We start from the raw sequence: 19,446 nt of genomic DNA, 5'->3' as shown, positions 1-19,446 counted from the left end.
CCGGTCCGCCGGACATCAGGAACGGATATGACGATGAGCACAGTCGATTATAGTATTGAGGCCGCACCGGAGCAGCCGGACGAGATGGTTCGCTCGGCGGACCTCGAGGCCGTGCGTCCGTTGCCGCGCATCTCCGTGCATGCCTTCTGCGAGAGCGAGGCGATGCTGCGCACCATGGAGCGGTGCGGGCAGGACCGGCGCATGGCGAAGGTGAGCCTCAGGATATCGAGCGCGAGCATCGCGGCGGCAGCCAACATGTTCGCCTCCGCTCCCACGCCGAACCTCCTGATCCTTGAGACCTCGACGGAGCCGCGCGGCATCATGGCGGAGCTCGCCCCGCTCGCCGAAGTGTGCGATCCGAGCACCAAGGTCATCATCGTCGGCCGCTACAACGATATCCCGCTCTACCGTGAGCTCATCCGCAACGGCATCTCCGAATACATGGTCGGCCCCGTCGGGATGGCCGAGGTGCTGAATGCCATGGCGGCGATCTTCGTCGATCCGGATGCCGAGCCTCTTGGCCGCACCGTCGCCTTCATCGGCGCAAAGGGGGGATCGGGCTCATCGACGATCGCGCACAATTGCGCCTTCGATATTTCCAACCTGTTCCAGACCGAGGTGATCCTCGCCGATCTCGACCTGCCCTACGGCACGGCCAACATCGACTTCGACCAGGATCCGCCGCAGGGCATTTCCGAGGCGATCTATGCGCCGGAGCGCCTGGACGAGGTCTTCCTCGATCGCCTGCTGGCCAAGTGCTCCGAGCATCTTTCGCTGCTGGCCGCTCCCTCCATGCTCGACCGCGGCTATGATCTCGAGCGCGGCTCCTTCCAGCCGGTTCTGGAGGTGCTCCAGCGCAGCGCGCCGGTGACCGTGCTCGATGTGCCGCACGCCTGGTCGGAATGGACGCGCGCGCTGCTTTCCGAGGTGGACGAGCTGGTCATCACGGCCGTGCCGGACCTTGCCAACCTGCGCAACGCGAAGAACATGCTCGACGCGCTGAAGAAGCTCCGGCCGAACGACAAGCCGCCGCACCTGATCCTCAACCAGGTCGGCCTGCCGAAACGCCCGGAAATCGCGCCCGCCGACTTCTGCGAACCGCTCGGCATCGAGCCGGTCGCGATCATTCCCTTCGACGCGCAGCTTTTCGGCACGGCCGCCAACAGCGGGCGCATGATCACCGAGATGGATCGTAAGTCGCCGACGGCGGAGACCTTTTCGCAGATCGCCCACCTCGTGACGGGCCGTGCGACGGTGAAGAAACCCAAGAAGGCCGGGCTCGGCAAGATGCTGGGCCTGCTCGGACGCAAGTAGGCCCTGAAGGGCGATGCAACAGACTGGATGAAGCTGCATGTTCGGCAAACGTGGCAATGAAGGTTTCGGCAAGAGCGGCACGACGGGTCAGGCGACCCATGCCGTGCCCGCGGCCGCCACGACGGTAACGGCCGAGCGGCCGGTCGCCGCGGCCCCGGCCCAACCCGTCTTCGAACCTGCGCCTCCTCCCTTGGTGGCTCCTGCGCCCGCCGCGGCCGTTCGCCGCCGCACGCCGCGCACGGAGGACTACTACGACACCAAGAGCCAGGTCTTCTCCGCGCTCATCGACACGATCGACCTGTCGCAGCTCGCCAAGCTCGATACGGAGAGCGCGCGCGAGGAAATCCGCGACATCGTCAACGACATCATCACGATCAAGAATTTCGCGATGTCGATCTCCGAGCAGGAGGAGCTGCTCGACGACATCTGCAACGACGTTCTCGGCTACGGCCCGCTGGAGCCGCTGCTGGCACGCGACGACATCGCCGACATCATGGTGAACGGCGCCGGCAAGACCTATATCGAAGTGGGCGGCAAGGTGCAGGAATCGGAAATCCGCTTCCGCGACAACGCCCAGCTCCTCTCCATCTGCCAGCGCATCGTCAGCCAGGTCGGCCGCCGCGTCGACGAATCGAGCCCGATCTGCGACGCGCGCCTGCCGGACGGCTCGCGCGTCAACGTCATCGCCCCGCCGCTCGCCATCGACGGCACCGCGCTCACCATCCGCAAGTTCAAGAAGGACAAGCTGACGCTCGACCAGCTCGTGCGGTTCGGCTCGATCACGCCGGAAGGCGCGACGCTGCTCCAGATCATCGGCCGCGTGCGCTGCAACCTCGTCATCTCCGGCGGCACGGGCTCAGGCAAGACGACGCTGCTCAACTGCCTGACGCGCTACATCGATCCCGACGAGCGCGTCATCACCTGCGAGGACTCGGCCGAACTCCAGCTGCAGCAGCCGCATGTGGTGCGCCTCGAAACCCGTCCGCCGAACATCGAGGGCGAGGGCGAGATCACCATGCGCGACCTCATCAAGAACTGCCTGCGCATGCGTCCCGAACGCATCATCGTCGGCGAAGTGCGCGGACCGGAGGTCTTCGACCTGCTCCAGGCGATGAACACCGGTCACGACGGCTCGATGGGCACGATCCACGCTAATACGCCGCGCGAATGCCTCAGCCGCATGGAATCGATGATCGCGATGGGCGGCTACACGCTGCCGGCCAAGACCGTGCGCGAGATCATCGCCGGTTCCATCGACATCATCATCCAGGCCTCGCGCCTGCGCGACGGCTCGCGCCGCATCACCCACATCACGGAGGTGATCGGCATGGAAGGCGACGTCATCGTCACGCAGGACCTGATGCGCTTCGAGATCCAGGGCGAAGATGCCAACGGCCGCATCATCGGCCAGCACAAGGGCACCGGCATCGGCAAGCCGCATTTCTGGGACCGCGCCCGCTATTTCAACGAGGACAAGCGCCTGGCGGCAACGCTCGACGCGATGGAGAAGCCGTAAGGGGCGGGTGACGCGCGGATGTTCGGAATGGATATCACCATCGTGGCGATCTTCGCGCTGGCGGCGCTTTCCACCGCCGGCCTTGCCTATGGCGTGCTCTTCTCGCGCATCGAGGCCCAGAAGAAGGCGGAAAGCCGCGTCCGCCGCGTGCAGGCGGCCGAGACCGACCAGTCCAAGGCGAAGGCGGCGCGCGACCGCATGCAAGAGCTCTCTAAGCGCCGCAAGTCGGTGCAGGAATCCTTGAAGGACCTGGAGAAGAGGCAGCAGGAACAGACCAAGCGCGTCGCCGCCACGCTGAAGGCGAAGCTCGTTCAGGCCGGCCTTTCGATCAGCGAGACCCAGTTCTACCTCCTCAGTGCCGTCCTCGGCCTCTTTGCCTTCGTGCTGTCGCTTCTGGCCGGCACGGGCCTTCTCGTCTCGCTCGGCATCGCCTTCATCGCCGCCGCGGGCATTCCCCGCTGGCTGGTCGGCTTCCTGGTCAAGCGCCGCCTGAACAAGTTTCTCGAGGAGTTTCCGAACTCGCTCGACGTCATGGTGCGGTCCATCAAGTCAGGCCTGCCGCTGACCGACGCCCTGCGGCTGATCGCCGCCGAGGGCCAGGAGCCGGTGAAGACGGAATTCCGCAAGGTCGTCGAATCCCAGCAGGTCGGCCTCAGCGTGCCGGAAGCCTGCGCGCGCATGTTCACCAGCATTCCGCTGCAGGAGGTCAATTTCTTCTCGATCGTCATCGCCATCCAGAGCCAGGCGGGCGGCAACCTTTCCGAAGCGCTGGGCAACCTCTCCCGCGTGCTGCGCGAGCGCCGCAAGATGCGCGCCAAGGTCAACGCGCTGTCGATGGAGGCCAAGGCCTCGGCCGCGATCATCGGCGCGCTGCCGTTCATCGTGGCGCTCCTCGTCTACCTGACGTCACCGGAATACATCATGATCCTGTTCCAGGATTCACGCGGTCACCTCATCCTCGGGATTTCCGCCGTCTGGATGTCGATCGGCATTCTCGTGATGCGCAACATGATCAACTTCGACATCTAGGAGCGCGGATCATGATTGCCATGCTTACCGATCCAGCAGTCCTTCTCCCCGCCTTCGTGATGATTGCGGTTCTCGCGACCTTCTATACGCTCGCGGCACCCTATTTCGAGCGCGGCGACCTCGAAAAGCGCATGAAGGCCGTGGCGCTGGAGCGCGAGCAGATGCGCGCCCGCGAGCGTGCACGCCTCAACGCCGAAGCCGCCCAGAGCAAGGCGTCGCTGCGTGCGCAGCACAACACGTCCGTGCGCCAGATCGTCGAAAGGCTGAACCTGCGCGAGGCGCTGGTCGACGCCAACACGATGAACCGGCTGAGGCAGGCGGGCTACCGCTCGCAGAACGCGCTCAACGTCTTCCTCTTCGCGCGTTTCATCCTGCCATTCGTCTTCCTGGCGATCGCCGCCTTCTACATCTTCTATCTCGGCTTTCTCGGCGACAAGCCGCTGCCGATGCGCATACTCGCGACCGTCGTCATCGCCTATATCGGCTTCTATGCGCCCAACATCTTCATCTCCAACAAGGTGACGAAGCGCCAGCAGTCGATCCGCAGGGCCTGGCCGGATGCGCTCGACCTCATGCTGATCTGCGTGGAATCGGGCATTTCCATCGAGGTCGCCTTCAAGCGCGTGGCGGACGAGATCACCATGGCCTCGCCGGAACTCGCCGAGGAGCTGGTGCTCACCACGGCCGAGCTCTCCTTCCTGCAGGAGCGGCGCGTCGCCTACGAAAACCTCGGCAACCGCATCGGCCTCGACACGGTCAAATCGGTCACGCAGGCCCTCATCCAGGCGGAGCGCTACGGCACGCCGCTTGCCCAGGCGCTGCGCGTCCTGGCGCAGGAATGCCGCGACCAGCGCATGAACGAGGCGGAGAAGAAGGCCGCCGCGCTGCCGCCGAAGCTGACCGTGCCGATGATCCTCTTCTTCCTTCCCGTGCTGGTCGCCGTCATCCTCGGCCCCGCAGGCATCCAGGTCGCCGACCGCTTTTGACCGTACATGGACGACGACGCGCAAAAAAACGCCCCGGTCGAGACATCGGCCGGGGCGATAAGCGTCCTTGGGAGGAGACGCGGGAGGTTAATTCGTGTTGCCGCTGTCGTCGGCAGCGAGCTTCTTCCAGGCATTCTGCTGGGTGAGCATCGAACGAAGGTAGGCGACGTTCGCCTCGGCCTGCGCGGCGGTCAGTTCCTGGCGCGCGATGGTCTCCGCCTCCTGGAAGCGGCCCTGCAGGCCGACGGTGAGCGCGAGGTTCTGGCGCACGCTGCTGTCGGCGCCGGGCTGCGCGACGGCCGAGCGCAGATAGGTTTCCGCCGTCTTGAGGTCTCTGGCCAGCACGTAGGACATGCCGAGATTGGAGAGGACCGAAGGTTCGTTCGGGTTGAGGTCGAGCGCCTCGCGGTAACGCTGGCGCGCCTCGCCCGAGCGGCCGAGCTGGTCGAGGATCGCGCCTTCCGCCGACTTCAGCCGCCAGTCCGGCCGGTCCGGCGTCTGGGCGCGTAGGATCGTGTTCAGCGCCTGTTCGAGCTGGCCGGCGGCCGCCTGCGCCTTGCCGTAGGCGGCAAGCACCTCGCGGTTGCTCGGATTGCTGATGGCGACCTGCTGCATGACGGCGAGCGCCTGTTCGTTGCGCCCGTTCATGCGCAGGACGTTGGCATAGTTCATGCCGACCTGCGGATCCCTCGGGTTCTTCTCGTAGGCCTGGCCGATGCTGTCGGCGGCATTGCGCAGCTCCGTCGCATTCATCTCGCCGATCGGCTTCGAGCTCTTCGGGACGGAACCGGTGGTGATGTTGCTTTTGCCGGCGCACCCCGCCACCGCAACGCCGATGGCAACCAGTGCCGCGCCCGTAAGGAGCGCTGAGCGAAGTGATGTAAGGCAAGCGGCCATGTACGGTCCCCGAAGCGATTTCCGCATCTTGCGGCGGTTAAGGAATCACGCCGCAATCTCCACTCCAGCAATAATCTGTTAACCCTAACAGAGTGTTAATTGCCCCGATTCTGAAGCTCTCTTCAAAGGTTGCGCCATGGCCCCCTTCCAGTTCATCGACCGGCCCTCTCCCTTCAACACGAAGAACGGCAGGACGTTGCCGATCTTCGCGATCACGCCGGCCCATATCGAGACCGGGACGATCGACCCGATCGCGCTCGACTGGGCGCGAAAGGCCGGCTTCAAGGCCGAATCGGGCGCGCTGCTGATGGTGCCGACGGCGGACGGGCACCTCGGCGGCGCGCTGTTCGGCCTCGGCAAGAATCCCTCCGACGCGCCGTTCCTGACGGGCAAGCTCGCCCGGACGCTGCCGGCCGGCGACTGGCACATCGAGACCGCGCCGCTGACGGCAAACCGGCTGGCGCTCGGCTACGGTCTCGGCAGCTACCGCTTCGAGCGCTACAAGGCGTCCGCTTCCGAAGCACCGACCCTGCTCATACCGACCGATGCGGACGCCGCCGACATCAAGCGCCAGCTTGCCGGCGTCTTCCTCGCCCGCGACCTCATCAATACGCCGACCAACGACATGGGCCCGGAAGCATTGGAGGACGTTTTCCGCGCGCTCGGCGAGCACTACAAGGCGAAGGTTTCCGTCATCGCCGGCGACGACCTTCTCAAGGAAAACTTCCCGCTCATCCACACGGTCGGCCGCGCCTCGGCGCAGGCGCCGCGTCTGCTCGAGATGCGCTGGGGCAAGAAGGGCCACAAGCGCGTGACGCTCGTCGGCAAGGGCGTCTGCTTCGATACAGGCGGCCTCGACATCAAGCCGGCCTCCTCCATGCTCCTGATGAAGAAGGACATGGGCGGCGCGGCGAACGTCATGGGCCTTGCCCTGATGATCATGGACGCCAAGCTGAAGGTGGACCTGCGCGTGCTGCTGCCGGTCGTCGAGAACTCCATCTCCGCCAATGCCTTCCGTCCTGGCGACATTTATAAAAGCCGCAAGGGCCTGACGGTCCAGATCGACAATACCGACGCCGAGGGCCGCCTGGTCCTCGCCGACGCGCTCGCCTATGCGGACGAGGAGGACGCCGACCTCATCCTCGACATGGCGACGCTGACGGGTGCCGCCCGTGTCGCGCTCGGCCCCGACCTGCCGCCGTTCTTCACCGACGACGACGACCTTGCCCACGATCTTACCGAGGCGAGCCTTGCGGTCGACGATCCGATATGGCGGATGCCGCTCTACATGGGTTACGACAAGGACGTCTCCGCCCGCATCGCGGACCTCACCAATGCGCCGTCGGGCGGCATGGCGGGTTCGATCACCGCGGCGCTCTTCCTGAAGCGCTTCGTCACGCGCAACAAGCGCTGGGCGCATTTCGACATCTATGCCTGGGCGCAGTCCGAGCGGCCGCATTCGCCCGTCGGCGGCGAAGCGCAGGCGATCCGCGCGCTCTATCATCACCTGCGCCGGGCGGCTGCCTGACGCGGCGCTTTCCTTCCGGCGAATGATACGGTAGCGTAACGAAGTACATTCGCCCGGAGGAGCCGTGCCGGTAGATCTGACCCCATCGCAGGCGCTCGGCCTCTGGCACGCGGTGACCTTGCAGCAGGTTCATCAGGACGGGCGCGACCTGACGCTGCGGCAGCTCGCCCTCCTGCTCGAAATCTATCTCGTGCCGCCGCCGCATACGGTGCGCGGGCTGGCGGCCAAGCTCGGCGTCACCAAGCCGGTGATCACCCGCGCGCTCGACACGATGGGCGAACAGGGCCTCGTGACCCGCATGCGCGACGAGCGCGACCGCCGCAACGTCGTCATCAAGCGCACCGTCGACGGCGCGCTCTACCTCGAACGCCTCGGCGACCTTATTATCGCCAAGGGCCGCGCCCAGAATTCATGAAAGCCCCGTGAGAAGACCATGAACGCTCTGCCGGACCGCCGCCTCAACGCCTATCGCCCCGACCTCGCCGAAGAGGCCCTGCAGGGGACCGTCACGGCGGTGCGCTATGTGGCCGGCGTGCCCGCTCGCGTGGCCGTCCCGGTCGCCGCCCTCCGGCCCCGGCCGGACGAGGCCGCCGGCATCGACACGCAGGTGCTGTTCGGGGAAGACGTGCGCGTGCTCGACCGGGCGGACGGCTGGGCCTGGGTGAAATCGGATTTCGACGGATATGTCGGCTATCTGCCCGAGCCGGCGCTGGACGCCTCCGCGACGTCCGCAACCCATGTCGTCGCGGTGCCGCGCACCTTCGTCTATACCGGCGCCGACCTGCGCACGCCCGCAGCCTTCTCCCTTTCCATCGGAAGCCGGCTGACGGTCGTCGGCGAGAGCGAGACGCGCGGCACACGCTATCTGACGCTCGAAGGCGGCCAGTCCGTCGTCGCGGGCCATTGCCTGCCCATCGGCGTGGCCGCCAGCGACGACTATGTCTGCGTCGCCGCCCGCTTCCTCGAAACGCCCTATCTCTGGGGCGGCCGCTCCGGCTTCGGCCTCGATTGCTCTGCCCTCGTGCAGCTCTCGATGATGATGACGGGCCGCAGCGTGCCGCGCGATTCCGACATGCAGGCGGCAAGCCTCGGCACGCCCGTCGCGCGCGAGGAGCTGCGGCGCGGCGACCTCGTCTTCTGGAAGGGCCATGTCGCGATCATGGAGGACGAGCGCACGATCCTGCACGCGAACGGCCATACGATGAGCGTGGCCCGCGAGCCGCTGGCCACGGCCATCGAGCGCACCGGCTATCTCTACCAGGAGCCGACCGGCTACCGCCGGCCTGTCTGAAACCTTTCCGAACCGCGAAAAGCCCCGGAATTTCCTTAGGCGCTCATCCCGCCATCCACCATCAGCATCGTGCCGGTGACGAAACTCGCCTGGTCGGAGGCGAGATAGAGCACCGAGCGGGCGATCTCCTGCGGGCTGGCATGGCGGCCCATGGGAATGAGCGTGTTGAAGAATTCCGTGCCGTCCGCGCCGATCGCAGCGCCGAGGCCCTGCTCCACGGTGCGTTGGAAGTCGTTGTCGACGGGGCCGGGATTGACCGTGTTGACGCGGATGCCGCGCGGGGCGAGCTCCTTGGCAAGGCATCGCATCAGCCCCGTCTGGGCGTGTTTCGCCGTGATATAGGCATAGACGCCGGGATCGCCGCGCGTCGCCGCGACGCTCGAGGTGATGACGATGCTGCCGCCCGACCGCATGTGCGGCACGGCGTATTTCGCGGCAAGGAAAGCGCCGCGGACATGCACCGCCTGTACGGCGTCGAAGACCTCCAGCGGATAGGCGGCAATCGGCGCGACGGTGCCGAAGGTGCCGGCATTGGAGAAGAGCACGTCGACGCCGCCGAAGCGGTCGACGGCGAGTTTCACATAGGCCTTCGTCGAAAGCTCGTCGGTGACGTCCGCCGCGGCGAGCGCGACGCGTTCCCTCGGCAGGCTCGCCGCCGCCCTTTCGAGCGCTGCGCGGTCGCGGTCGACCAGGACCACGTTGGCGCCTTCGGCGAGGAACAGCCGGGCGGTGGCCAGGCCGATGCTGCCGGCCCCGCCCGTCACGATTGCGGTCTTGCTGCCGAGATGCGCCATGGCTCAGATCGGGTAGTGGATGTGGCCGTCCTGCACGGTGATCCAGCGCAGCTCGGTGAATTCGGCAATGCCGGCCTTGCCGCCGAAGCGTCCGTAGCCGGATTCCTTGACGCCGCCGAAGGGCATCTGCGCTTCGTCGTGCACCGTCGGGCCGTTGATGTGGCAGATGCCGGATTCGATGCGGCGGGCGACCTGCATGGCGCGGTTGACGTCCCTGCCGAAGACGGCGGCCGAAAGGCCGTATTCCGTGTCGTTGGCGACGCGCACGGCCTCGTCGAGCGAGCCGACCCGGATGACGCTGGCCACCGGCCCGAAACTTTCCTCGCCGTAGATGCGCATGGCGGGCGTCACGCGGTCGAGCAGCGTGGCGTCGACGATGGTGCCCTTGACGGTGCCGCCGGCGGCGAGCACCGCGCCCTTGCCGACCGCATCGCGGATGAGCTGCTCGAGGCGCTGCGCCGCATGGGCATCGACCACGGAGCCGAGCGGCGTATCGCCCGCGCGCGGGTCGCCGGCGACCAGCGTCTTCGCCTTTTCGGCGAGCGCCGCGACGAAGCGGTCGGCGATCGTCTCCTCGACGACGATGCGCTCGGTCGACATGCAGATCTGGCCCTGGTTCATGTAGGCGCCGAAGGCGGCGGCGGCGACGGCCTCGTCGAGGTCGGCATCGTCCAGCACGACGAAGGGCGCCTTGCCGCCGAGTTCGAGCAGAGCCGGCTTGAGATAGCGTCCTGCCGTCTCGGCGATGATGCGGCCGACGCGGGTGGAGCCGGTGAAGTTGACGCGGCGGACGGCCGGATGGGCGATCATCGCCTCGACGATGGCCGCGGCGTCCTCGGGAGCGTTGGAGACGGCGTTCAGCACGCCCTCCGGCAGGCCGGCCTCGTGCAGCGCGTCGACGATCAGCCGATGCGTGCGCGGGCAGATTTCCGAGGTCTTCATGACGACCGTGTTGCCGCAGGCGAGCGGCGTCGCCAGGGAGCGCACGCCGAGGATGACCGGTGCGTTCCACGGCGCGATGGAGAGCACGACGCCCGCCGGCTGGCGCACGCCCATGGCGAGCGAGCCGGGGCGGTTGGAGGGAATGATCTCGCCGGTGATCTGCGTCGTCAGCGCCGCGGCCTCGCGCAGCATGTCGGCGGCAAGGCCGACGTTGAACATGGCCCAGCCGGCGGTCGCGCCCGTCTCGGCGGCCATGGCGGCGACGAAGTCGTCTGCCTTCGCCTGCAATATGTCGGCCGCGGCGAGCAGCAGCTTGCGGCGCTGCCCGGGACCGGTCGCCGCCCAGGCGGGAAAGGCCTTCGCCGCGGCGTTCACGGCCTGGCGCGCATCCTCCAGCGAGGCGGCGGCGACCTCCGAGGCGACCTCACCGGAGATCGGGTTGATACGGGAGAAGGTGCGCCCGTCGGAGGCGGCCTGGTCCAGGTTGTTGATCTTCAGTCCAAGGACAGACATGGTTTGCTCCTGCTCGAAATTCAGACGGTTGCGCCGAGGAACGCGCGCTTGACGGCGTCGTCGTCCATCAGGGCTGTTGCGGTGTTCTCGCCGACGATGCGCCCGGCCTCCATGAGGTAGCCGCGGTCGGCGACGGAAAGGCTCATCTTGACGTTCTGCTCGACGACCAGCAGCGCAAGGCCGCTCTCGCGCACCCGGCCGAGCGCGGCGAAAAGCTCGCCGACCACGACGGGAGCAAGGCCGAGGCTCGGCTCGTCCAGCATGAGGAGTTCGGGCTTCGACATCAGCGCGCGGCCGATCGCCACCATCTGCTGCTCGCCGCCCGACATGGTGTTGACGAACTGCTTTCGCCGGTCGGCAAGCTTCGGGAAGAGGGCGTAGACGAGATCGCGGCTCGCCCCGCCGTGGGCGCGGGCACGCCGGGCGTAGGCGCCGAGCGCGAGGTTTTCTTCCACCGTCAGGTCGCCGAAGACGCCGCGGCCTTCCGGCACCAGCGCGATGCCCGCTTCGAGGATGAGATGGGCGGGACGGCCGGCGACATCCGCGCCGGCAAAGCGGATGTCGGCGCCGGGATCGGGCGCGACGAGGCCGGCGGCCGCCTTCAGCAGCGAGGACTTGCCCGCGCCGTTGGCACCGAGGATGACGACGGTCTCGCCCCTGCCGACGGTCACGCCGACGCGGTCGAGCGCGAGGTGCTGGCCGTAGTGGAGGCGGAGGTTGCGGATCTCAAGCATGGCCGTCTCCGAGATAGGCGCGCACGACCTCCGGGTCCTTCAGGGCCTCGGCGGTCGGCCCGTCGGCGATCTTGCGGCCGGCGTTCATGACGACGCATCGGCCGCAGAGGGCGCGGATCGCGTCCATCACGTGCTCGACCAGCAGCACGCTGATGCCGCGGTCCTTTAGCGAGAGGATGAGGTCGATGCCGGTCCGAAGCTCCGTCGGGTTGAGGCCGGCAAGCCACTCGTCGAGCAGCAGGAGCTCCGGTTCGGCGGCAAGCGCGCGGGCAAGCTCCATGCGCTTCTGGTCTATATAGGTGAGGAAACCGGCCGGCATGTCGGCGCGCCCGGCAAGGCCGACGGCCGCAAGATGCTGCAGGGCCGTCTCCCGGGCCGCCGCGCCCCAGAGCTTCCGCCGGCCGAAGGCGAGGGCGGCGACGACGTTTTCCGCGACGGTGAGCGAGGGCAGCGCCCGCACGAGCTGGAAGGTGCGGGCGACACCCTTCTTCGCGATGCGGTTCGGGCCGAGGCCGGAAATGGCCTCGCCGTTGAGCGCGATGCGCCCGCCGGTCGGCGGCAGGAAGCCGGAGATCATGTTGAGCACAGTCGTCTTGCCGGAGCCGTTCGGCCCGAGCAGCCCGACGACCTCGCCGCGCTCCAGCGAGAAGGAGACGGCGTTGACGGCGGTGAGGCCGCCGAAGCGCTTGGTGAGGCCGGTGAGGGCGAGCAGTTCGCTCATCGCGCGCCCTCCTTTTTGAGCCGGCTTTCGACGGCGGCCAGCACGCCCCTCGGCAGCACGAAGACGATGGCGATGAAGACGAGGCCGAGGATGATCGGATAGTGGTTCGGGAAATTGGCCGACAGCCATTCGAACAGAAGGAAGAGGGGAACGGCGCCGAGCAGCGGCCCCCACAGCCGGTCCGCCCCGCCGAGCAGCGCCATGATCAGCGTCAGGAACGAGATCGTCGGGTTGAAGACGATGCTAGGCTCGATATAGGTCCAACGCGGTGCCTGGATCGCCCCGACGAGGGTGATGATCACGGCGCTCGTCGCGAAGAGCGCGAGCTTCAGCCTCGTGATGTCGATGCCGCAATGGCTCGCCACCACCTCGTCGTCGCCGATCACCTTCAGCGCAAGCCCCCAGCGCGTGCGGCCGATGCCCCAGGAGAGGAGGAGGGTGGCGGCGGCGAGGGCGAGCAGCTGCCAGTAGATGCCCTCCGGCGTCACCGGCAGGAAGATGTAGCGGCCGAGCGTGCCGGTGACGTTGACCTCGTACCAGGTGACGATCTGGCGGGTCAGTTCGGCAAGCCCGAAGGTGAAGATGACGAAGTAGACGCCGGCGAGCCTCAGCGTCGAGAGCCCGACGACAACCGCCACGGCAACGCCGATGAGGGCCGCGACGAGGAGGACGAGCGGATAGGGCAGGGTCTCGCTGAGCGCGCCCACCGTATAGGCGCCGATGCCGAAGAAGGCGACCGTGGCGAGCGAGACGTAGCGCGTCGGGCCGGAGAAGAGGCCCCAGGCGGTGGCGAGGACGACATAGCCGGTCATGCCGATCATGAGGGTCACCGCGTAGGGGCCGGCGAAGAAGGGTAGCGCCGCAAGTAAAGCGAGGACGAGGCCGGCAACGGCGGGACCGAGAAGCATGCGGGCGTTCATCGCGCAGCCCTCCCGAACAGGCCGGCGGGACGCCAGAGCAGGATGGCGAGGAAGATGAGATAGGTGGCGGCGAGCGTCAGGCCGGGATCCACATAGGTCGCGACGAAGGTCTCGACGAGGCCGAGGATGAGGCCGGAGAAGAGCGCGCCGAGAATGTTGCCGACGCCGCCCATGATGACGACGATCAGCGCCTTCATGGTGAAGACGACGCCGGCCGTCGCGGTGAAGGTCTGGTACATGGAGATGACGACGCCGCCCGCCGCCGCGAGCGCACCGCCGATGGCGAAGGCGACGCGGGCCGCGCGATCGACGTCGATGCCGACGAGCGGGGCGGGGGCGGGCGAGACCGCGACGGCGCGCAATGCCGTGCCCCAGAGGGTGCGGGTGAGCAGGAGATAGAGCCCGCCGCCGAGCACGACGGCGAGGACGAAGGCGAGCAGGCGGTTGGCGGCGATATTGGTGCCGAGCACGTTGACGCCGACATTGAGGTAGCTGTAGCTCGTATAGTTGCTGCCGAAGAGCACGAGCATCACGCCCTGGATGACGAAGAGCAGGCCGAAGGTGGCGAGGATGGAGTCGATCTCCAGGCTTTCCCGGTTTCTCGCCCGGCGCACCAGCGGGCGCATCATCAGGCCGTAGACGAGATAGCCGAAGGCGAAACCGAGCGGGACGGCGAGAAGAAGGCCGAGCACCGGATTGATGCCGAGGCCGTTGAACAGCACATAGGCAAGGAAGGCGGCGGCGATGATCGTCTCGCCATAGGCAAGGTTCATGATGCGCGCGATGCCGTACTGGAGCGTCAGCCCCATGGCGACCAGCGCATAGGTTCCGCCGAGCACGAGCCCGGACAACAAGGCCGTGGCGAGCATGGCCGCTCCTTCATGTCTCGACCGGTCACGGCCGGTCTTCCGATTTCACAGAGTGCCCCTCATCCGGCCTGCCGGCCACCTTCCCCCGCAAGCGGGAAGAAGGAACCTGCCGCACCGTCCTCTCCCCGTCTGCGGGGAGAGGACCGGGGTGAGGTGCAAAGTCCCGAGCACACCGCGCATGGAAATGGTGGATCCGGAGCCCGCTATTTCTTCCACGCCTGCCGCGGCAGGATCGGCTGGCTGGCGCCGGCGCGGTCTGCGGGCGCGATGCCGACGAACTGGCCGTCCTGCCACTGGCCGGTCCACCAGAGCGTGCGAAGCTGGTTGTCTTCCATCCTCGTCTCGCCGAGCACGGTCTGGAAGGTTCCGGTCGACAGTTCCTGCGAGACCGCCTCGCGGTCGAGGCCCTTGCGCTTGATCGCCTCCTGCAGCATCTGGAGCGAGGCATAGGTGATGACGCTGCCCCAGTAGTCCGGCCCCTGGCCGGTGACGTCCTCGTGGCGCTTGCGGTAGGCGGCGTTCTCCGCGTTCGACGGGTCTATGCCGCCGAGGCTCATGATGCCGGTGGCATTGTCGCCGTTGTTCTTGCCATAGGCCGGAAAGCCCGTGCCGACGCCGAGATAGAGCAGTTTCGGATTGAAATCCGCGACCTGCGCCTGCTGGGTGATGGCGAACGTGTCCGGCGGATAGGAGAAGGCGACGAAGCTGTCGGCGCCGCTTGCCTTGGCTTCGTTGATCATCGGCGTGAAGTCGGAGGTGCCGACCGGATAGGTCTTGTCGTAGACGAGCTCGATGCCGGCTTCCTCGAAGGCGGGCCGGGCGGCGGTCACGAGGTCGATGCCGAAACCGTCGGCGACCGAGACCATGGCGACCTTGTTGTTGAGCGTGCCGTCGGTCGCCGCCTTCTTGATGATGCCGGCCAGCGCGCTCGCATAGTCATGGCCGCCGCCGAGCATCCAGAAGCTTCTCTTCCAGCGCTTGACGAAGTCCGGCGCCTTGTCGGTGACGGAGGAGACGGGGAGCTGCGGATAGCCGTAGCGGTCGAAGAGGGGGGCCGCGGCGAGGTTGAAGCCCGTGCCCCACGGCGCGAGGATGAAGTCCGCCTCGTCCTGGGTGGCCAGCCGCTCGACGGCGCGCACCAGCTCCTCCGAGGCGGAGCGGTCGTCATACTCGATCACCTCGATCGGCAGCCTCTTGCCGTCCGGCAGCTCGAGGCCGCCGGCATCGTTCACGTCCTTCACCCAGAGCTGGTAGTTCGGCAGCGTCGTGATGCCGGCGCCGCCGGCGTTGGGGCCGGTCTTGGAAATGGCATAGCCGATCTTCACGGACGTGCGGTCCTGGGCGAGCGCTGCCGGCGCCACGCCCGTCGCCAGCAAGGCGGAGACAGCCGCCATCACGCGCAGGACGCGCCTGCGTTGCAGAAGTGTCATTGTCGATTCCTCCCAAAAGGCCTGCTCTCCGGCAGGCGGCGCGTCACGGCGGTCAGCGGCCGCATTCTCCTCCGGGCCGGCTGTCGCTTCTTGACGGTTGAAAGGTTAGCCGCAGCGCAGCCGAAGCGGAATAGACTTCTACAAGAGATATTTGTACTTTTCACGGGAGGGAGGGCAGCCGCATGCCGTTCACGGAGGTTCTTGCGTCGCATCGTGCCGCCGGCAATCCGCCGCTGCCGACCGAGGCGCGTTTGTTCCGCGGCGCGTTATCACAATCGGGCTGGACCTTCCGCGGCGGACGCAACCGCGTCTTCCTGCTGCTGTCGGGCACCGGCCGCGTCACGCTGGGTTCTGCGGATCTGGGGCTTGCCGGTCCCTGTCTCGTCTGGGCGCCGGCGGGCGAGCGCGGCGCCGTGCTCTTCGATGCGGGAGCGGAGGGAGCGGCACTGGCGATCCCGGAACTGGCGCTCGGCCCCGCCATGCCGACGGGAGCGGTCTTCGCCGAGGTGCGCGACGCCATCGCCCGGCCGATCCTCGGCGCCAAGCTGGCGCCCGCGGATGCGCGCAAGATGCTGCAGACGGTGGAGACGATCGAGGCGGAACTGCGCGAGAACGCGGCGGGCATGCAGGAGGTGGTGCGCCATCATCTCGCGCTGCTGCTTATCGCCATCTGGCGCCGGGCCAATCCTGCGGCGGAAAAGCCGAAGCCCTCGCCGCGCGCCACGGTGCGCAGCTTCCTGCATCTGGTCGAGCTGCACATGCGCGAGCACTGGCCGCTCGCCGCCTATGCCGGCGTGCTGGGCGTCACGCCGGACCGGCTCAACACGGCGGTGCGGCGCGCGACGGGCCGCTCGCCGATGGAGCTGATCCATGCCCGGCTGATGATGGAGGCGGAGATGCTGCTCGACGGGTCGAGCCTGCAGATCGCCGAGGTGGCGGAAGCGCTCGGCTTCCGCGACGCGGCCTATTTCAGCCGCTTCTTCAAGCGGCTCGCCGGCGTGTCGCCGCGGGCACGGCGGGCCGGCCTCGCCAGCCGGCAGGTGCGCGAGGAGACCTCCTATGCCGCCTGGCCGTGAGGCTCAGAACAGGGTCTCGTAGAGGTCGGGCTTGAAGCCGGCGGCAAGCGCTCCGTCGCGGTCGAGGATGGGGCGCTTGATCATCGACGGCTGGGCGAGCATCAGCGCGATCGCCTTCTTCGCGTCGAGGTCCTGCTTGTCGGCATCCGGCAAGGTCCGGAAAGTGGTGCCGGCACGGTTGAGCACCGTTTCCCAGCCGAGCGCGTCGACGAAGCGCGTGAGGTTCGCCCTGTCGATGCCTTCGGCCTTGTAGTCGTGGAAGCGGTAGGCGACGCCCCTGGCGTCGAGCCAGGCCCGGGCCTTCTTCATCGTGTCGCAGTTCTTGATGCCGTAGATCGTGACGGTCACGCGTCTCTCCTCGATTGTCTCAACCCCGCCTTCTTAGAGGGGCCTTGCCGTCACGTCACCCCGAGATAGCGGCCGGGACGGTGATTGATGGCGAGCGTCATGTTGACGACGACGGCGCCGAGCACGGAAAGGGCGAGGCGGTCGAGCGGAAGGACGAAGAAGGCGGCGGACAGGATGGCAAGGTCGACGGCGAGCTGGAAATAGCCGGCACGCAGGCCGAAGCGGTCCTGCAGGTAGATCGCCAGCACATTGATGCCGCCGAGCCCCGTGCGGTGACGGAAGAGGATGAGCAGGCCCGTCCCGGAGAGCGCTCCGCCCATGACGGCCGCGTAGAGCGGATCGAGATGGGAGAAGGAGACGAGGCCGGACGTGAGCCGGGTAAAGATCGACACCAGCGTCACGGCGGCGAAGGTGCGCAGTGTGAAGGCCCAGCCGAGCTTTTTTGCCGCGAGGATGTAGAAGGGCAGGTTGACGGCGAAGAACAGCCACCAGAAGCCGATGCCGCTCGCATATTGCAGGAGCAGGGCAAGGCCCGCCGTGCTGCCGGCAAGCAATACGGTCTTCGTGTAGATCACCACGCCGAGCGCCATGAACATCGTGCCGACGACGATCGCGATGACATCCTCGTACGCGGAATGGCGCTCGGGCCGGGCGGCTTCGACGGACATGCTGCCCTCAGAGGCTCAGGAACTTCTCGATGACGGCATCGACCTCCGCCGACTTGAGGCCGGCGATGTTGATGCGCCCGGAAGTCGGCATGTAGATGGCGTGGTCGGCGCGCAGCTTCAGCACGTCCGCCTCTTCGAGCGGCAGCAGCGAGAACATGCCTTCCTGCTCGCGGATGGCCGTCAGCACCTGCCAGCGGGCGGAAAGGCCGGCGGCGAGCCGTTCGCGGATCGAGGTTATGCGCAGCCGCATGGCTTCGATCTCCGTCTTCCAGTCCGCCGTCAGCGCCGCGTCGCCGAGGATCGTGCTGACGACGGCCGCGCCGTGGTCCGGCGGCATGGAGTAGCTGGTGCGGGCCAGGGCGGCGAGGTTGCTGCGCACGGAAAGCGCGGTCTCGGCGCTGCCGCAGGCGGCATAGATCGCGCCGGTGCGCTCGCGGTAGAGGCCGAAGGATTTCGAGCAGGAGACGGCGACGAGGGCTTCCGGGACGGTGGCGAGCAACGTGCGCAGGCCCGCGGCATCCTCGTCGAGGCCGCGGCCGTATCCCTGATAGGCGATGTCGACGAGCGGCAGCAGGCCGCGCGACGCGATGAGGTCGGAAACGGCGCGCCATTCCTCGGCGGAAAGGTTCGCGCCCGTCGGATTGTGGCAGCTTGCATGCAGCAGCACCGCGTCACCCGGCGCCGCACCCGAGAGAGCTTCCATCATGCGGTCGAAGAGCACGGCTTGCGAGGGGATGTCGAAGAACGGATAGGCGATCACCTCGAGGCCGGCGGCCTTGAAGATGCTGGCGTGGTTCGGCCAGCTCGGCAGACCGAGCCAGATGCCCTTGGTGCCCATGCGTGCCATCAGGTCGGCGGCGAGGCGCAGCGCCCCGGAGCCGCCCGGCGTCTGGAGGGCGGCGGTCGCGCGGCCGCGGCCGGCCTCGCCCGCCGTCAGCGCCCACAGCCGCTCGAGGAAGATGGCATCGCCTTCCGGCCCGACATAGGCCTTGGTCGGCTGGGTCTCGACGAGGCGGCGTTCCGCCTCCTTCACCGCGCGGAAGATCGGCGTCGCGCCCGTTTCGTCGCGGTAGACGCCGACGCCGAGGTCCACTTTGCCGGCGCGCCCGTCCGCCCGGAAAAGGCCGATCAGGGCAAGCAGCGGGTCGTCGGGCTGGCGGGTGAGGGCGTCGAACATGGCCGGTTTCCTGTATGGCTGGAGCGTGGAAGCGGTGTAGGACAAAGCGCCCGCAAAATCGACCATGATATTGCGGAGGAGGCGCAACAAGCTTTTGTATTCTTGCCGATGCTTGCTAGATTGATGCAGGTTTTTGCGCGGAGACGGACATGGACAGAAAGGCGGGCGACGAGGTGGTGCTGGACCAGACCGACCGGCGCATCATCCGCCTGCTCGTCGAGGATGCCGGGCTCTCCAACAACCGGCTCGCGGAGAAGGTCGGCCTGTCGCCCGCGCCGCTCTCGCGCCGGCTCGCCCGGCTGGAGGCGGAGGGCGTGATCCATCATACCGTCATCGTCGATCCGCGCGCCGCCGGCATCGGCTTCCAGGCCTTCCTGGAGGTGACGCTGGAGCGCACGGCGCCGCGCGTCGGCGAGCGCTTCATCGATCTCGTGCGGCGCATGCCGGAGGTCGTCGAGTGCCACACGGTCGCGGGCGATTTCGATTTTCTCCTGAAGATCGCGGTGAAGGACGTCGCCGATTACCGGCGGCTGCTCTGGAGCGAGTTCGAGCGTATCGGCGAGATCAAGACGCTGCGCTCGACCATCCTGCTCGACAGCCCGAAGATGCAGGTGAGCGCGCTTCCTTGAGGACGCTTGCGGAACCTTTCGCGTCGGAGAGAGGTTGCCCATCGAAGAAAAGCGCCCATATGAT

Annotated in this window: 20 protein-coding genes; 9 read left to right on the top strand and 11 right to left on the bottom strand. The window is 67.3% G+C overall.

All coding sequences use genetic code 11. The annotated features are described in order from the left end of the window. Positions 1-33: 33 nt before the first annotated feature. From ACIIOY_RS11150 to ACIIOY_RS11135, 4 genes are read left to right on the top strand one after another with little or no spacing between them, the layout of a single operon-like run. Entirely contained in the window at positions 34-1,314 is a 1,281-nt protein-coding gene (locus tag ACIIOY_RS11150; protein ID WP_411034728.1) for a CpaE/TadZ family protein, read from the top strand. Between the two features lie 37 nt (positions 1,315-1,351). After that, complete coding sequence (locus tag ACIIOY_RS11145; protein ID WP_411034727.1) at positions 1,352-2,830, top strand: TadA family conjugal transfer-associated ATPase; 1,479 nt, start codon at positions 1,352-1,354, stop codon at positions 2,828-2,830. A gap of 18 nt (positions 2,831-2,848) precedes the next feature. Continuing rightward, positions 2,849-3,859, top strand: coding sequence for a type II secretion system F family protein (locus tag ACIIOY_RS11140; protein WP_411034726.1), 1,011 nt, complete (start codon positions 2,849-2,851; stop codon positions 3,857-3,859). An 11-nt stretch (positions 3,860-3,870) separates the two neighbouring features. Next, on the top strand, positions 3,871-4,845 hold the full coding sequence (locus ACIIOY_RS11135; RefSeq protein WP_411034725.1) for a type II secretion system F family protein: 975 nt from the start codon (positions 3,871-3,873) through the stop codon (positions 4,843-4,845). 87 nt (positions 4,846-4,932) lie between these two features. Here the strand turns inward: ACIIOY_RS11135 and ACIIOY_RS11130 are convergent, their stop codons facing one another. Then, positions 4,933-5,742, bottom strand: a complete 810-nt coding sequence (locus ACIIOY_RS11130; protein ID WP_411034724.1) for a tetratricopeptide repeat protein — start codon at positions 5,740-5,742, stop codon at positions 4,933-4,935. A gap of 136 nt (positions 5,743-5,878) precedes the next feature. Between ACIIOY_RS11130 and ACIIOY_RS11125 the strand changes: the two genes are divergently transcribed. From ACIIOY_RS11125 to ACIIOY_RS11115, 3 genes are all read left to right on the top strand, one after another. Then, a complete protein-coding gene (locus ACIIOY_RS11125; RefSeq protein ID WP_411034723.1) occupies positions 5,879-7,270 on the top strand; it encodes a leucyl aminopeptidase family protein in 1,392 nt (463 codons plus the stop codon). A 64-nt stretch (positions 7,271-7,334) separates the two neighbouring features. After that, on the top strand, positions 7,335-7,685 hold the full coding sequence (locus ACIIOY_RS11120) for a MarR family transcriptional regulator (protein ID WP_411034722.1): 351 nt from the start codon (positions 7,335-7,337) through the stop codon (positions 7,683-7,685). Positions 7,686-7,703: 18 nt separating this feature from the next. Further along, positions 7,704-8,561 carry a C40 family peptidase gene (locus ACIIOY_RS11115; RefSeq protein ID WP_411034721.1) on the top strand — a complete coding sequence of 286 codons (858 nt, stop codon included), beginning with the start codon at positions 7,704-7,706 and terminating at the stop codon, positions 8,559-8,561. A 35-nt stretch (positions 8,562-8,596) separates the two neighbouring features. On the opposite strand, the gene ACIIOY_RS11110 is transcribed toward ACIIOY_RS11115, so the two are convergent. The 7 genes from ACIIOY_RS11110 to ACIIOY_RS11080 all read right to left on the bottom strand — a co-directional run bounded on the left by ACIIOY_RS11110 (position 8,597) and on the right by ACIIOY_RS11080 (position 15,484). Continuing rightward, positions 8,597-9,355 carry an SDR family NAD(P)-dependent oxidoreductase gene (locus ACIIOY_RS11110; protein ID WP_411034720.1) on the bottom strand — a complete coding sequence of 253 codons (759 nt, stop codon included), beginning with the start codon at positions 9,353-9,355 and terminating at the stop codon, positions 8,597-8,599. A 3-nt stretch (positions 9,356-9,358) separates the two neighbouring features. Continuing rightward, positions 9,359-10,810 (bottom strand): aldehyde dehydrogenase, encoded by a 1,452-nt coding sequence (locus ACIIOY_RS11105; protein WP_411034719.1) that lies wholly within the window; start codon positions 10,808-10,810, stop codon positions 9,359-9,361. Between the two features lie 20 nt (positions 10,811-10,830). Further along, positions 10,831-11,544 carry an ABC transporter ATP-binding protein gene (locus ACIIOY_RS11100; RefSeq protein WP_411034718.1) on the bottom strand — a complete coding sequence of 238 codons (714 nt, stop codon included), beginning with the start codon at positions 11,542-11,544 and terminating at the stop codon, positions 10,831-10,833. Beyond that, complete coding sequence (locus tag ACIIOY_RS11095; protein WP_411034717.1) at positions 11,537-12,265, bottom strand: ABC transporter ATP-binding protein; 729 nt, start codon at positions 12,263-12,265, stop codon at positions 11,537-11,539. Before ACIIOY_RS11095 ends, ACIIOY_RS11100 begins: the two co-directional genes overlap by 8 nt. Next, on the bottom strand, positions 12,262-13,185 hold the full coding sequence (locus ACIIOY_RS11090) for a branched-chain amino acid ABC transporter permease (protein ID WP_411034716.1): 924 nt from the start codon (positions 13,183-13,185) through the stop codon (positions 12,262-12,264). Before ACIIOY_RS11090 ends, ACIIOY_RS11095 begins: the two co-directional genes overlap by 4 nt. Next, entirely contained in the window at positions 13,182-14,054 is an 873-nt protein-coding gene (locus ACIIOY_RS11085) for a branched-chain amino acid ABC transporter permease (RefSeq protein ID WP_411034715.1), read from the bottom strand. The genes ACIIOY_RS11090 and ACIIOY_RS11085 overlap by 4 nt, the downstream gene beginning before the upstream one ends. Positions 14,055-14,257: 203 nt before the next feature. Next, positions 14,258-15,484 (bottom strand): amino acid ABC transporter substrate-binding protein, encoded by a 1,227-nt coding sequence (locus tag ACIIOY_RS11080; protein ID WP_411034714.1) that lies wholly within the window; start codon positions 15,482-15,484, stop codon positions 14,258-14,260. A gap of 182 nt (positions 15,485-15,666) precedes the next feature. Here ACIIOY_RS11080 and ACIIOY_RS11075 point away from each other — a divergent pair, with 182 nt between their 5' ends. Then, entirely contained in the window at positions 15,667-16,560 is an 894-nt protein-coding gene (locus tag ACIIOY_RS11075) for a helix-turn-helix domain-containing protein (RefSeq protein WP_411034713.1), read from the top strand. Between the two features lie 3 nt (positions 16,561-16,563). On the opposite strand, the gene ACIIOY_RS11070 is transcribed toward ACIIOY_RS11075, so the two are convergent. The 3 genes from ACIIOY_RS11070 to ACIIOY_RS11060 are packed head-to-tail and all read right to left on the bottom strand — an operon-like array spanning position 16,564 to position 18,753. Beyond that, positions 16,564-16,908, bottom strand: a complete 345-nt coding sequence (locus ACIIOY_RS11070; RefSeq protein WP_411034712.1) for an ArsC family reductase — start codon at positions 16,906-16,908, stop codon at positions 16,564-16,566. 50 nt (positions 16,909-16,958) lie between these two features. After that, positions 16,959-17,576 (bottom strand): YitT family protein, encoded by a 618-nt coding sequence (locus ACIIOY_RS11065; RefSeq protein ID WP_411034711.1) that lies wholly within the window; start codon positions 17,574-17,576, stop codon positions 16,959-16,961. Between the two features lie 7 nt (positions 17,577-17,583). After that, positions 17,584-18,753 (bottom strand): amino acid aminotransferase, encoded by a 1,170-nt coding sequence (locus tag ACIIOY_RS11060; RefSeq protein WP_411034710.1) that lies wholly within the window; start codon positions 18,751-18,753, stop codon positions 17,584-17,586. Positions 18,754-18,902: 149 nt separating this feature from the next. Here ACIIOY_RS11060 and ACIIOY_RS11055 point away from each other — a divergent pair, with 149 nt between their 5' ends. Then, positions 18,903-19,382 (top strand): Lrp/AsnC family transcriptional regulator, encoded by a 480-nt coding sequence (locus ACIIOY_RS11055; protein WP_411034709.1) that lies wholly within the window; start codon positions 18,903-18,905, stop codon positions 19,380-19,382. Positions 19,383-19,446 lie beyond the last annotated feature (64 nt).

The organism is Shinella agrisoli, assembly GCF_046557955.1.
GTDB lineage: Bacteria > Pseudomonadota > Alphaproteobacteria > Rhizobiales > Rhizobiaceae > Shinella.
This window is presented reverse-complemented; position numbering and strand designations above follow the sequence as displayed.